We start from the raw sequence: 13,134 nt of genomic DNA, 5'->3' as shown, positions 1-13,134 counted from the left end.
ATCCTGACCGGAGCCGCAATGCTCCGGTTTCCCCTCATTGCGTGTGCAATATCTCTTTTCAGTATAGCAGAATCTGCCGCAAATCACAATGGAAACCTGTTCACCTCAGGCCGGGCAGAGTGTCCGGAATCTGAATACCCGGCCCCTCGGAAGCGTGGAGATCACAACGCATGGATTTTGCGGACAGATTTATTTTGACAATACCGGCGGGTGTGATACAATAGAACAAAAACCAACCGGTGTCGCCTGTGCAGTCTCATATTATAGTCCTCTGTACGGGAAAATGCAATCAGGGCGGTGCCGGGGGAAAGGAACGGAACATGAAACAGGCAAAACGAATCGTCGCGATGGTGCTGTGTCTGCTGGCACTGCTGGCCCTGCCCGCCGGTGCCGTAATGGAAAAGGGAGAGCCCAACATCACGGCCCAGACCACCATGAAGGAAGTGCGCAACAACCCGGGCATCAAGAACTCCGGCTTCTACACCTACTCGCAGGATAAGGACTGCCCGCCGGGTCAGGCCCTGTGGGAGATGACCACTGTGGAGGGCTACACCAACGAGTATGTGGCCGAAGGCTGCGCCAAGGGGCTGAATCTGGTCATTGAGAACTACAACAATGGCGTTCAGGTCACCCACTCGTTCTACACGGATGCGGAAAAGGCGGCGGACCGCACCAAAAACAACACCGGCCTGTTCTATTTCCCGGCCAAGGCTGAAAATGCCAAGTTTGCGCTGATCCTGGCTGGCAGCGGTGCCAATGAGAGCGCCGAGCTGGAGGAGGGGGCCTGCACGGCCTGGCAGCTGCATGAGCTGGGCTATGCCGCCTTTATTCTGCGGTATCGCGTCTGGACGGATGCTTCCGATGACGCTCCGCTGGAGGACATCGGCCGGGCCATGCAGTACATTGAGGAACACGCTGCGGAGTTTGGCATCCAGCCAGAGCAGTACGCCATCGTGGGATATTCCATGGGCGGCCACCTGACGGGTCTGTTCGGCACGGAATCGGTGGGGTATCAGCATTACAATGTGCCCAAGCCTGCCGCCCTGCTGCTGGGCTACCCCATCAACGATATGACCTACATCAAGCCCATCTACCATGTCATTCAGGATATCGGCGCGTACGGCCCCAAATACTATACCCGGAATCTTTCGGATGAGATCACGCCGGACTACCCCGCCACCTACCACTGGCACGGTGTGAACGACACGCTGCTGAAGGAGCTGGTCTACTGGCGGCAGGGACCGCAGCTGGAAGCTGCCCTGCAGGCCAATCACGTCAAGCATGTTTACCGGGTGTTCAACAATGCACCTCACGTCTGCGGCATCGGCACCGGAACAGATGCCGAGAACTGGCTGGTGGAAGCCACTGCTTTCTGGGAAGAGCAGTGCGCCTGAGAGAAAGGATGAAACAGGATGAAAGATCTGAACGAAGCATTTGTGCATCTGAACGTTGGTCTGCCCGATGATGTGGAGCGGCTGAAGGCCGCAGGCTATTACAAAGAAGCAATGGCACGGATCGATGAATATCTGGCCGAGGACTGGACGGAGACCCAGAACAGCCCCCGCAGTCAGGGGTTGGAAATGCCGGAGTACGAGCAGCCCGCCAACCCTGTGCCCCACGACGTGGACGCGCTGCGGGATGCCCTGCTGGTGCAGAAGGAGATCATGTGCCGCCTGCCGCAGGAATACTGCTGGAACGAGGCACAGGCTGTGGCCCGGATGCAGGGCCTTGTGCGGGATTTCACGGTGGAGGAGTTCCGCCAGCTTGTGCATGAGGGCCGGGTGGACTGGCGGTTTGTGGAAGGGGAGAAGCACTACCTTGACCGCTTTGCCGAGACGCTGATCGCCACCCACGCCGACCTTGCCGCCCGTCAGCTCGACCCGCCCGCCCCGGCCGCGCTGGCACGGGAGCGCCGCCGCCGCATCCATGACCAGATGGAGCGGGAGGGGCAGGCCAGTGCCCGCATCACGCTGAAAACCAGCGTGGGGATGTCGGATGAGGCCTTTGCCGCTGCTCTGGCCAAGGCAAAGGCAGAGGGCCGGGAGAGCGTGCACGTCCGCGCCTGGCTGCCCATCCCGGCGGAATGCCTGGCCCAGAGCGAGATCGAGCTGCAGAGCTTTACCGAGCAGCCGGGCCGCATCGCCGATGCAAACGCTCCCCAGCGCACCGTCTGCTGGGAGGCTGACCTGACCGAAAACCGCCGCTTCGGGGTGCAGTACCGTTACAAGACAACGGCAGTCTATGCTGACCCGCTGGACTTTGTGCCTGCACCGGAACAGCCGACCTTTGATACCGAGGAGCAGGCCCCGCATATCGTGTTCACGCCCTATCTGCGGGCGCTGGCCGCGCAGCTGACCGAAGGAATCACCGACCCGGCGGAAAAGGCAAAGCGCATCTATGATTACGTTACCCTGAACGTGCGGTATCACTATCAGCCCGCCTACTTTGTGCAGGAATGCCTGCCCGACCACTGCGCGCGGGACCGGCGCGGTGACTGCGGCATTATGGCCCTGACCTTCATCACCCTCTGCCGTCTGGTGGGCATTCCGGCCCGCTGGCAGAGCGGCCTGTCGGTGTCGCCCACCGGCGTGGGCTGCCACGACTGGGCCATGTTCTACATTGCCCCCAAGGGCTGGATGTATGCCGACTGCTCGTTTGGTGCCTCCATGGCACGGCAGGGCGAGGAAGAGCTGCGCCGTCACTACTTCGGCAGCCTGGACACCGGGCGCATGGTGGCAAACCGCGCCTTTGAGGCACCCTTTGACCCGCCGATGTACGGGTTCCGCTCCGACCCCTATGATAACCAGTCGGGCGAGTGCGAGGTGGACGGCGTGGGCCTTTATGGCGATGCGCTGGATACCCGGAAAGAATTGGTCGATTTCGAGGACTTATAATCAATGGAATTTTTAGCTGGATTGTACACCCTGCTGCTGGTCACCATCTGCCTGCTGCTGGCAGCGGTGCTCTGGAAACTGAACAAGCCCCGGAACGGGGGAGACTACGAGGAGCTCAAGCGCTGGATGCAGCAGCAGCTCGATGCACAGGCAAAAGACTTTGCGGCCAGACAGGCGGCAATGGCGGAGCAAAACTACACCGCCATCCGCAGCGTCAGTGAGACGCTGCAGACCTCGGTGCAGAGCATGAGCACCACGCTGGCACAGGGCCAGAGCGGCCAGCAGCAGATCCTGACCCAGCGGCTCCAGAGTCTGGAGGCCGCCAACACCCAGAAGCTGGAAGAGCTGCGCAAGACCCTTGCGGAAAACATGACCGCTCTGCAGGCCGAGAACGCCAAAAAGCTGGATGAGATCCGCCACACTGTGGACGAGCAACTGCAGGATGCCCTGCAGAAGCGGGTGACCGAGAGCTTCAAGGCTGTGAACGACCAGCTGGAACAGGTGTACAAGGGGCTGGGCGAGATGCAGAACCTTGCCGCCGATGTGGGCGGGCTGAAGCAGGTGCTCTCGGGCGTTAAGACCCGCGGCATTCTGGGCGAGATCCAGCTGGGGGCCATTCTGGAAGAGATCCTGGCCCCGGAGCAGTACGAGACCAATGTGGCCACCATCCCGGGCAGCACCCAGCGGGTAGAATATGCCATCAAGATGCCGGGCACGGACGGCGGCACGGTCTGGCTGCCCATCGACTCCAAATTTCCCGGCGACACCTATGCGCACTTGCAGGATGCCCAGGCCTCCGGCGATGCGCAGGCGGTGGAGAATGCCCGCCATGCGCTGGAGCTGGTGCTGCGGAGCGAGGCAAAGGACATCCGGGAAAAGTATGTGGAACCGCCCTACACCACGACCTTTGGCATCCTCTTCCTGCCTTTTGAAGGATTGTATGCCGAAGTGGTGAACGCCGGTCTGCTGGAGGTGCTGCAGCGGGATTATCAGGTGAACATTGCAGGCCCCAGCACCATGGCGGCTCTGCTCAACAGCCTGCAGATGGGCTTCAAGACCCTTGCCATCCAGAAGCGCTCCGGCGAGGTCTGGCAGCTGCTGGGTGCCGTTAAGACGGAGTTTGACAAGTTCGGGCAGGGGCTCTCCAAGATGCAGCAGCGCCTGCGCCAGACCGATGAAGAGCTGGACAACCTCATTGGTGTCCGCAGCCGGGCCATCAGCCGCAAGCTCCGCAGTGTCCAGAGCCTGGATGATTCCAGCGCAGCAGCCCTGCTGGAGCTGGACACCGAGCCCGGCCGGCCGGTGGCAGCAAGACTGCCGGAGGAGCTTGAATAATCTTTAACAATGTGCTATACTAGGAACCGTTATTAGTATTATATTGCCGCTTTTCCGGCACTGCAATATGGATAGAGAGGATGTCTGCTATGAGCGTGAAAAAGATCAGCGAAGCCATTCTGGGCGTGGGTGTGGACGATACCACCATTGACCTGTTCGAGAGCCAGTACCCGGTGCCCACCGGCGTGAGCTACAATTCCTATGTCATTCTGGACGAAAAGACCGCCATTCTGGATACGGTGGACAACCGTGCCACGGAGCCCTGGCTTGCCAACCTGACCGAGGCACTGGCCGGACGCAAGCCGGATTACCTGGTGGTCAGCCACATGGAGCCTGACCACGGTGCCAACATCGCCAGACTGGCCGCCCTCTACCCGGAAATGCAGGTGGTGGGCAACGCCAAAACTTTCCTGTATATGGATCAGTTCTTTGGGGCGGATGCCATTGCCAAGGAGCGCCGCGTGGTGGTGAAGGACGGCGAGAGCCTGAGCCTGGGCACCCACACCCTGACCTTTGTGCTTGCCCCCATGGTGCATTGGCCTGAGGTCATGGTGAGCTATGAGAGCAGTGAAAAGGTGCTTTTCTCTGCAGACGGCTTTGGCCGGTTTGGTGCAGTGGCCAGGTTTGACGAAAACGCCGACTGGGCCAGCGAGGCCCGCCGCTACTACCTGAACATCGTGGGCAAGTACGGCCCGCAGGTGCAGGCTCTGCTGAAAAAGGCCGCCGCGCTGGATATCGCCACCATCTGCCCCCTGCACGGCCCCGTGCTGACCGGCGATCTGAGCAAGTACCTGAACTACTATGACCTGTGGTCCAGCTACAAGGCTGAGGAGCCGGAGAAGATCCTGGTGGCCAGCGCTTCCATCCACGGCCACACCAAAGCCGCCGCCCACACCATGGCTGAGAAGCTGCGCGCCAAGGGTGCCAAGGTGGTGGAGATGGATCTGACCCGCACCGATGTCTCCTATGCCGTCACTGAGGCCTTCCGCTGTGGCCGGATCGTGCTGGCCTGTGCCACCTACGATGGCTTCCTCTTCCCGCCGATGGAGAATCTGCTGGCACACCTCAAGACCAAGAACTTCCAGGGCCGCACCGTTGGCCTGATGGAGAACGGCACCTGGGCCCCCATGGCTGCAAAGCTGATGCGTGCCGAGCTGGACGGCATGAAGAACATCACCGTCTGTGATGCCGTTGTGACCATCCGCTCTGCCGCAAATGCTGCCGCTGAGGCACAGATGGATGTGCTGGCTGATGAGCTGCTGGCAAAGTAACGAATCGACCCCATAAAAACGAACGAACGCCTGCCGTGTGAGAAAAGCCCGGCAGGCGTTCGTTTTGTCTATGCGGGAGGTATAGCAGAGTAGCATCTTCGCACGGGGGGTAGGCGGCAAAGTCTTTTTTGTGTGGAGTTCGCCTTTCTTTGTCAGAACAAATCGTACTGCTTCATAGTTTCAGCTTTTCGGGAATCATGCTTCTCGTAGTAGCCGATCAGGGTACCGTCCTCGTCCCGCAGGGCTACCATGTAGACGTCGCGGTCGTGCTTTGCGTTGTGATAGGTATAGACGATGTTGTGGCTGGCATCCGCCGCGAACCACTCGACCACCTTGCGGATGGCTTCCACCGAATGGGGGTTGTGGCAGGCCAGAAGGCTTTTGCCCAGCAGGGCGGCTCCGCCGTATTTGCCGTAATCCACCACAGCGGCAGGGTTCATATAGAGGATGGTGTGATCCAGGTCGCAGATAACCACGGCCTCGCGGTCCTGGTCGATGATGCTTTTGAAATAGGCGTTCAGGTCTGCCATGATGCTGCTCCTTCTTTATTCTTATCCAGTGCGTCGAACTGTTTGACGATCTGGGGGTCCTTCAGCTTGATGACCTTGCCGGAGAGGTAGTGCAAGGTGTTCTCCTCCGGGATATCCAGGAAGCTGATGCGGACGGCGCAGAGAGCCTGCGTCCGGGTGCCGGTGCGCTCGTTCATCTTGCGGTTGCCGTATTTGATATCTCCAAGCACCGGCTTGCCCAGGTAGGCCAGATGCGCGCGGATCTGGTGGGTGCGGCCCGTGATGAGGCCGATCTTGCACAGGGCAAAGGGCCCGGCGGTGCGCAGCACATCCACATCGGTGATGATCTGCTTGCGGCGCTCATCCTGAGATTGGTGGGCATGGATGCTGACCTTGTTGTTCTTCTCGTCGTGCTCCCACCAGGCCGTGAACCGCCCGCTCTGGGGGATGCCCACGGTGATGGTGTAGTATTCCTTTTTGAGCAGGTCGGTGCGGATGATCTCGTTCATGTCCCGCAGGGCGGCGTAGCTCTTGGCCGCGATGACAAGGCCCTCAGTGCCACGGTCCAGCCGGTTGCAGATGCCGGGCTTGAAGCGGTTCTCACCGCCCGCATCGTACTCGCCCTTCTGGGCCAGATACTGGGTGAATGCGTCCACAAGGTTGGCATCGCCGGTGCGGTCGCTGTGGCAGAGCAGATGGGTGGGCTTGTACAGCACGGCAATGTTCTCGTCCTCATAGATGACGGTCACCTTGGGCTGGTTCTGCTGCTTTTTGGGGGCAGGCTTGCGGGCTGCAGGCTTTGCGCCCTCGGGCGGGAAGAATTCATCGTTGATGTACAGCTCAATGAGGTCGCCCGCCTTGAGCCGATCCTCGGGGGTACCTTTTTTGCCGTTGACCTTGACCCGCTTGTTGCGGAAGCTCTTGTACAGCAGGCTGGTGGGGAAATCGCGCGTCACGCTCTGGACAAAGCGGGAAAGCCGCACGCCCTCGTCGTTTGCGGTGGCAGTAAATTGTTTCATAAAATCGTTCCTTTTGTTGGATGAAAGACAAACCCTCTCCGTCTTTGCTTCGCAAATCCACCTCTCCCAAAGGGAGAGGCAATGCATCTCCCGGGTTCAGTACATGCTGACCGAGAGCCACAAGGGGCTCTCCCTTTGGGAGAGCTGGCAAAGCCGCAGGCTTTGACTGAGAGGGCATATTGATTCATAAAAAAGCCTTTTCTCTATAATAAACCACCCTTTCTTTGAAGTCAACGCAGAATATTTCCTGTGCCCCCTTGTGTTTTGCTGAAAAAACGGTACTATTAAAGTAATAACGCAAAAGGAGAACGACCATGGCAAAGGAAAGCTGCCAGCATAAGGGGCACCGCCAGCGGATGCGCGCTCGGGTAGAGCAGTATGGACTGGAAAGTCTGGAACCCCACGAAGCGCTGGAATATGTCCTTTACATCACCAACACCCGCAAGGACACCAACGGCCTTGCCCATGTCCTCATGGACCGGTTCGGAGACTTTGCCGGGGTGCTGGATGCCTCCGAGGAGGATCTGCTGACGGTGGAGGGCGTAGGCCCCTCTACCGCCCGGATGCTGCATCTTTTGCCGCAGGTCGGCAGATACTATACCCAGTGTGCGGTCAACGGAAAAAAATGCATGAAGACCACCGACCAGCTGGTCGAATACCTGATGGCACAGTTTGCCGGGACTGTGCAGGAACGCGCCCTGCTGACTGCGCTGGATGGCCGCAGCCGCATCAAGGGGCTGTTCTGGCTGCGGGACGGCACCAGCGACCGGGTGAGTCTGGAAATCAAGGATGTGGTGGCGGCAGCCCTCAAGGGCGGTACCGACAGTGTGGTGCTCTGCCATAACCACCCCAACGGCGTGGCCCTGCCCTCGCGGGAGGATCTGATGGCCACCGAGAATATCGTCCGGGCACTGGGGCTGGTCAAGGTGCATCTGCGGGATCACATCATCCTGACCGAGAGCGAATATTTCTCCATGCGGGAGGCCAACCGCCTGCCATTTTACGATTTCCAGACCGGGGAGATGCTCAGGCCGTATTGATATTATAAAATAATTGTGTTATAATCAACATGAAAAGCACAACTATTTGTAGTTCTATCTGAGAACAGAAAGGAGAAACGAGACATGGCCGATGAAAAGTTCCATCTCGTCTCCAACTATGCCCCCACGGGTGACCAGCCCCAGGCCATTGAGCAGCTGGTAGAGGGCGTTGAGCGGGGCGACCGCTGCCAGACCCTGCTGGGTGTGACCGGCAGCGGCAAGACCTTTACCATGGCCAACGTGATCGCCCGGTGCAACCGCCCCACGCTGGTGCTGGCCCATAATAAGACGCTGGCGGCCCAGCTCTGCACCGAGTTCCGCTCGTTCTTCCCGGACAATGCGGTGGAGTATTTTGTTTCCTACTACGATTACTACCAGCCCGAAGCCTACATCCCCAGCACCGATACCTACATTGAAAAGGACAGCGCCATCAACGATGAGATCGACCGCCTGCGCCATTCGGCCACGGCGGCGCTTTCGGAGCGGCGGGATGTCATCATTGTGGCATCGGTGTCCTGTATCTACTCTCTGGGCGACCCCATCGATTACCGCAGCATGGTCATCAGCCTGCGGCCCGGGATGCAGATGGAGCGGGATGACCTGTGCAAAAAGCTGGTCACCCTGCAATATGAGCGGAACGACATCAATTTTATCCGCAATAAGTTCCGTGTTCACGGCGACACGGTGGATATCTATCTGGCCTACATGAGCGATCTTGCCATCCGGGTGGAGTTCTTTGGGGATGAGATCGACCGCATCACGGAGTTCAACCCCGTTACCGGCACCCGGCAGAACGTGGTGAAGCATGTGGCCATCTTCCCGGCCAGCCACTACATCGTCAGTGCCGATAAAAAGGCAGCGGCCATTGAAAAGATCCGCGCCGAGTGTGACGAGCAGGTGAAGAAGTTCACCGCCGAGGGCAAGCTCATTGAAGCCCAGCGCATCCAGCAGCGAACGAACTACGACATCGAGATGCTGACCGAAGTGGGAATCTGCAAGGGCATCGAGAACTACTCGGCGGTGCTGTCGGGCCGTGCGCCGGGCAGTATGCCCACCACCCTGCTGGATTATTTCCCGGAGGATTTTCTGCTTTTTGTGGATGAGAGCCATGTGACCCTGCCGCAGGTGCGCGCTATGTACGGCGGCGACTACGCCCGCAAAAAGACGCTGGTGGAGTACGGTTTCCGTCTGCCGTCGGCCTTTGACAACCGCCCCCTCAAGTTTGAGGAGGTGGAAAGCAAACTGAACCAGATGGTGTTCGTCTCGGCCACGCCGGGCGAGTACGAGCGCCGGAACAGCACCCGGATCGCGCAGCAGGTCATCCGGCCCACCGGTCTGCTGGACCCGCTGATCTCGGTGCGGCCTGTGGAGGGGCAGGTGACTGACCTGCTGGGCGAGATCAACGCCCGCACGGCGAAGAACGAGCGTGTTCTTGTGACCACCCTGACCAAGAAGATGGCCGAGGACCTGACCGACTTCTTGACCGAGCAGGGCATCAAGGTCAAATATATGCACCACGAGGTGGACACCTTTGAACGGATGGAGATCATCAAAGATCTGCGCCTGGGCTCCATCGATGTGGTGGTGGGCATCAACCTCCTGCGCGAGGGCCTGGATCTGCCCGAGGTCAGCCTTGTGGCGATCCTGGATGCCGACAAGGAAGGCTTCCTGCGCAGTGAGACCAGCCTCATCCAGACCATTGGCCGCGCGGCCCGCAACGCCGAGGGTCTGGTCATTATGTACGCCGATGAGGTGACGGACAGCATGGAACGCGCCATCACCGAGACCGAGCGCCGCCGTGCCATCCAGATGGCCTACAATGAAGAACACGGCATCGTGCCTAAGACCATCGTCAAGGCCATTGCGGACAGCATTGAGATCAGCGATAAGGCGGAGAACGCAAAGCGGAATACCCGCCGCATGGGCAAACTGGAGCGGGAAGCTGCCATCGAGCGCCTGACCCGGGAGATGAAGGAGGCTGCCAAGCTGCTGGAATTTGAGCATGCGGCCTTCCTGCGTGACCAGATCGACCGCCTGCGCCGGGGCGAGAACCCTACCGTGGACTCGGATGCCGAGACCGAGCGCAGGCAGAACCATGCACAGACACAGAGAAGAGGGAGAAAGTACCTTGGCAAACGATAAGATCGTCATCAAAGGCGCACGGGAGCACAACCTGAAGAATATTGATCTGACCCTCCCGCGCGAAAAATTCATTGTTATGACCGGCCTGTCCGGTTCCGGCAAGTCGAGCCTTGCCTTCGATACCATTTATGCCGACGGCCAGCGCCGCTATGTGGAGAGCCTTTCCAGCTACGCCCGGATGTTCCTGGGCCGGATGGACAAGCCCGATGTGGATGAGATCACCGGCCTGTCGCCGGCCATTTCCATTGACCAGAAGACCACCAGCCACAACCCCCGCTCTACCGTGGGCACCGTGACCGAGATCTATGATTACCTGCGCCTGCTGTATGCCCGGGTGGGCGTGCCCCACTGCCCGGTGTGCGGCCGTGTCATCAGCCAGCAGACCGTGGATGAGATGGTGGATGCCGTGCTCAAGCTGGAGGACGGCACCAAATTCCAGGTGCTGGCTCCCGTGGTGCGCCAGCGAAAGGGCACGCAGCAGAAGGAGCTGGATGCCGCCCGGCGGGGCGGCTATTCCCGTGTGAAGATCGACGGCAATCTGTATGACCTGGACGAAGAGATCACGCTGGAAAAGAACATCAAGCACACGGTGGAGATCGTGGTGGACCGCCTTGCCATGCGCAAGGGCATCCGGGGCCGTCTGGCGGATTCGCTGGAAACTGCGCTGGCTCTGACCGGCGGCATCGCCGAGATCGATGTCATCGGTGGGGAGTGCATGACCTTCAGCCAGAACTTCGCCTGCCCGGAGCACGGCATCTCCATCGGGGACCTGTCGCCCCGGCTCTTCTCCTTCAACAACCCGCAGGGTGCCTGTGAGAAGTGCACGGGCCTTGGTACGTTTATGCGGGTGGACGAGGAGCGCATCCTGCCCAATAAGAACCTGTCCATCCGGCAGGGGGCCATCAAGGCCAGCGGCTGGTACTACGCCGAGGGCTCTGTCAGCGAAATGTACTACCTTGGTCTGGGTAAAAAATACGGCTTTACGCTGGACACGCCCATCAAGGATATGAGCACCGAGGCAGTGAACGCCCTGCTCTACGGCACCAACGGCGAAAAGATCGAGATGCACCGAACCAACGAGTTCGGCAGCGGTGTCTACTATAATACGTTTGAGGGCATCGTGGAGAACCTGGAGCGCCGCTTCCGGGAGACCAACAGCGAGTGGATGAAGGAAGAGATCGGCAGCTTCATGTCCGGCGTGGAGTGCCCGGACTGCCACGGCAAGCGCCTGAAGCCGGTGGTGCTGGCAGTGACCGTTGGGGATAAGAACATCAGCGAGTTCTGCGAAATGTCCATCCGGGATGAGCTGAAATTTATTGCCGAAAATGAGCCGAACCTGACCGAGAAGCAGAGGCAGATCGGCGGTCAGATCATGAAGGAGATCCGGAACCGCCTGCAGTTTTTGCAGAGCGTGGGTCTGGATTACCTGACCCTGGCCCGCGCGGCTGGCACCCTGTCCGGCGGCGAAAGCCAGCGCATCCGCCTGACCACCCAGATCGGCAGTGCGCTGTCCGGCGTGCTCTATGTGCTGGACGAGCCCAGCATCGGCCTGCACCAGCGCGATAACGACAAGCTCATTGCAACCCTGAAGAACCTGCGGGATCTCGGCAATACTGTCATAGTGGTCGAGCACGATGAGGATACCATGCGCAGTGCGGACTATATCGTGGATGTGGGCCCCGGCGCAGGCGTTCACGGCGGCGAGATCGTGGCGGCGGGCAGTGTAAAGGATATCTGTAAGGCTAAGCGGAGCATCACCGGCGATTATCTTTCCGGCCGCAAGCGCATTGCCGTGCCCCAGACCCGCCGCACCGGCAATGGAAACTTTCTGACCGTGAAAGGTGCCCGGGAGAACAACCTGCGCAACATTGATGTCCGGTTCCCGTTGGGCGAGTTCGTCTGTGTGACCGGCATTTCCGGTTCCGGCAAGTCCAGCCTGATCAATGAGATCCTGTACAAGACGCTGGCCTGTGAGCTGAACGGTGCCCGCAGCCGTGCGGGCAAGTGCGACGGGGTGGAGGGTCTTGAGTTCGTGGATAAGGTCATTGGCATCGACCAGCAGCCCATCGGCCGTACGCCCCGCTCCAACCCGGCCACCTATACCGGCGTGTTCAACGATATCCGCGCCGTCTTTGCCGAGACCCAGGATGCAAAGATGCGCGGCTACGGCCCGGGAAGGTTCAGCTTCAATGTCAAGGGAGGCCGCTGTGAGGCTTGTGAGGGCAACGGCATTTTGCAGATCGAGATGCACTTCCTGCCGGATGTTTATGTGCCCTGTGAGGTATGCAAGGGCGCGCGCTATAACCGCGAGACGCTGGAGGTAAAGTATAAGGAAAAGACCATCTCCGACGTGCTGAACATGACCGTGGAGGAGGCGGTGGTGTTCTTTGCAAACCAGCCCAAGATCGCCCGCAAGCTGCAGACCCTGCTGGATGTGGGCCTTGGCTATGTGACCCTTGGCCAGAGTGCCACCACCCTGTCCGGCGGCGAAGCTCAGCGTGTCAAGCTGGCCAACGAACTTGCCCGCCGCGGCACCGGTAAGACGGTGTATATCCTCGATGAGCCTACCACCGGCCTGCACATTGCGGACGTGCATCGCCTGATCGAGGTGCTGCAGAAGCTGGTGGATGCGGGCAACACGGTCATTGTCATCGAGCACAACCTGGATCTCATCAAGTGTGCCGATCACATCATTGACCTTGGCCCTGAAGGCGGCAGCGCCGGCGGTCTGGTGATTGCCGAGGGTACGCCCGAGCAGGTGGCCGAGGTGCCCGGAAGCTTTACCGGCCAGTACCTCAAGCCCCTGCTGGAAAAGGACAGACAGCTGCGGGCAGCAGATGCGGAAACTGGCGTAAAAGCAAAAAAGTAAAGCGGCGCTCATACGATTAAAATCATACTTTTCTTGAAAAAATCAGAAAAAGATG

9 protein-coding genes are annotated in these 13,134 nt (G+C 59.6%); 7 read left to right on the top strand and 2 right to left on the bottom strand.

The window, feature by feature from the left end; all coding sequences use genetic code 11:
• Positions 1-320: 320 nt before the first annotated feature.
• From MTP40_RS10055 to MTP40_RS10040, 4 genes are all read left to right on the top strand, one after another.
• Positions 321-1,394, top strand: a complete 1,074-nt coding sequence (locus MTP40_RS10055) for an alpha/beta hydrolase (protein ID WP_238077700.1) — start codon at positions 321-323, stop codon at positions 1,392-1,394.
• An 18-nt stretch (positions 1,395-1,412) separates the two neighbouring features.
• Entirely contained in the window at positions 1,413-2,894 is a 1,482-nt protein-coding gene (locus MTP40_RS10050; RefSeq protein ID WP_249259309.1) for a transglutaminase-like domain-containing protein, read from the top strand.
• Positions 2,895-2,897: 3 nt separating this feature from the next.
• Positions 2,898-4,229: a DNA recombination protein RmuC gene (rmuC, locus tag MTP40_RS10045; protein WP_249259308.1), complete on the top strand. Its 1,332-nt coding sequence runs from the start codon at positions 2,898-2,900 to the stop codon at positions 4,227-4,229.
• Between the two features lie 89 nt (positions 4,230-4,318).
• On the top strand, positions 4,319-5,500 hold the full coding sequence (locus MTP40_RS10040; RefSeq protein WP_249259307.1) for an FprA family A-type flavoprotein: 1,182 nt from the start codon (positions 4,319-4,321) through the stop codon (positions 5,498-5,500).
• Between the two features lie 152 nt (positions 5,501-5,652).
• On the opposite strand, the gene MTP40_RS10035 is transcribed toward MTP40_RS10040, so the two are convergent.
• Both MTP40_RS10035 and MTP40_RS10030 read right to left on the bottom strand, forming a co-directional pair.
• The gene (locus MTP40_RS10035; RefSeq protein ID WP_207685120.1) at positions 5,653-6,030 is read right to left on the bottom strand and encodes a PAS domain-containing protein; all 378 of its coding nucleotides are present in this window, start codon (positions 6,028-6,030) and stop codon (positions 5,653-5,655) included.
• Entirely contained in the window at positions 6,018-7,028 is a 1,011-nt protein-coding gene (locus tag MTP40_RS10030) for an RluA family pseudouridine synthase (RefSeq protein ID WP_207685121.1), read from the bottom strand. Before MTP40_RS10030 ends, MTP40_RS10035 begins: the two co-directional genes overlap by 13 nt.
• A gap of 314 nt (positions 7,029-7,342) precedes the next feature.
• On the opposite strand from MTP40_RS10030, the gene MTP40_RS10025 reads away from it, so the two are divergent.
• From MTP40_RS10025 to uvrA, 3 genes are all read left to right on the top strand, one after another.
• Positions 7,343-8,068 (top strand): JAB domain-containing protein, encoded by a 726-nt coding sequence (locus MTP40_RS10025; RefSeq protein WP_207685122.1) that lies wholly within the window; start codon positions 7,343-7,345, stop codon positions 8,066-8,068.
• Positions 8,069-8,152: 84 nt separating this feature from the next.
• The gene (gene uvrB, locus MTP40_RS10020; protein ID WP_207685123.1) at positions 8,153-10,210 is read left to right on the top strand and encodes an excinuclease ABC subunit UvrB; all 2,058 of its coding nucleotides are present in this window, start codon (positions 8,153-8,155) and stop codon (positions 10,208-10,210) included.
• Positions 10,197-13,079 (top strand): excinuclease ABC subunit UvrA, encoded by a 2,883-nt coding sequence (uvrA, locus tag MTP40_RS10015; protein WP_207685124.1) that lies wholly within the window; start codon positions 10,197-10,199, stop codon positions 13,077-13,079. The genes uvrB and uvrA overlap by 14 nt, the downstream gene beginning before the upstream one ends.
• Positions 13,080-13,134: the final 55 nt, after the last annotated feature.

This window comes from Faecalibacterium sp. IP-3-29 (assembly GCF_023347335.1).
GTDB classification, from domain to species: Bacteria; Bacillota; Clostridia; order Oscillospirales; family Ruminococcaceae; genus Faecalibacterium; species Faecalibacterium duncaniae.
Note: the sequence above shows the minus strand (reverse complement) of the source record. Positions and strands in the feature narration are given on the sequence as shown.

Excerpts from the sequence above, each read along its gene's own strand:
- MTP40_RS10055 (WP_238077700.1), top strand. The coding sequence starts at position 321 with ATGAAACAGGCAAAACGAATCGTCGCGATGGTGCTGTGTCTGCTGGCA.
- MTP40_RS10050 (WP_249259309.1), top strand. The coding sequence starts at position 1,413 with ATGAAAGATCTGAACGAAGCATTTGTGCATCTGAACGTTGGTCTGCCC.
- rmuC (WP_249259308.1), top strand. The coding sequence starts at position 2,898 with ATGGAATTTTTAGCTGGATTGTACACCCTGCTGCTGGTCACCATCTGC.
- MTP40_RS10040 (WP_249259307.1), top strand. The coding sequence starts at position 4,319 with ATGAGCGTGAAAAAGATCAGCGAAGCCATTCTGGGCGTGGGTGTGGAC.
- MTP40_RS10035 (WP_207685120.1), bottom strand. The coding sequence starts at position 6,030 with ATGGCAGACCTGAACGCCTATTTCAAAAGCATCATCGACCAGGACCGC.
- MTP40_RS10030 (WP_207685121.1), bottom strand. The coding sequence starts at position 7,028 with ATGAAACAATTTACTGCCACCGCAAACGACGAGGGCGTGCGGCTTTCC.
- MTP40_RS10025 (WP_207685122.1), top strand. The coding sequence starts at position 7,343 with ATGGCAAAGGAAAGCTGCCAGCATAAGGGGCACCGCCAGCGGATGCGC.
- uvrB (WP_207685123.1), top strand. The coding sequence starts at position 8,153 with ATGGCCGATGAAAAGTTCCATCTCGTCTCCAACTATGCCCCCACGGGT.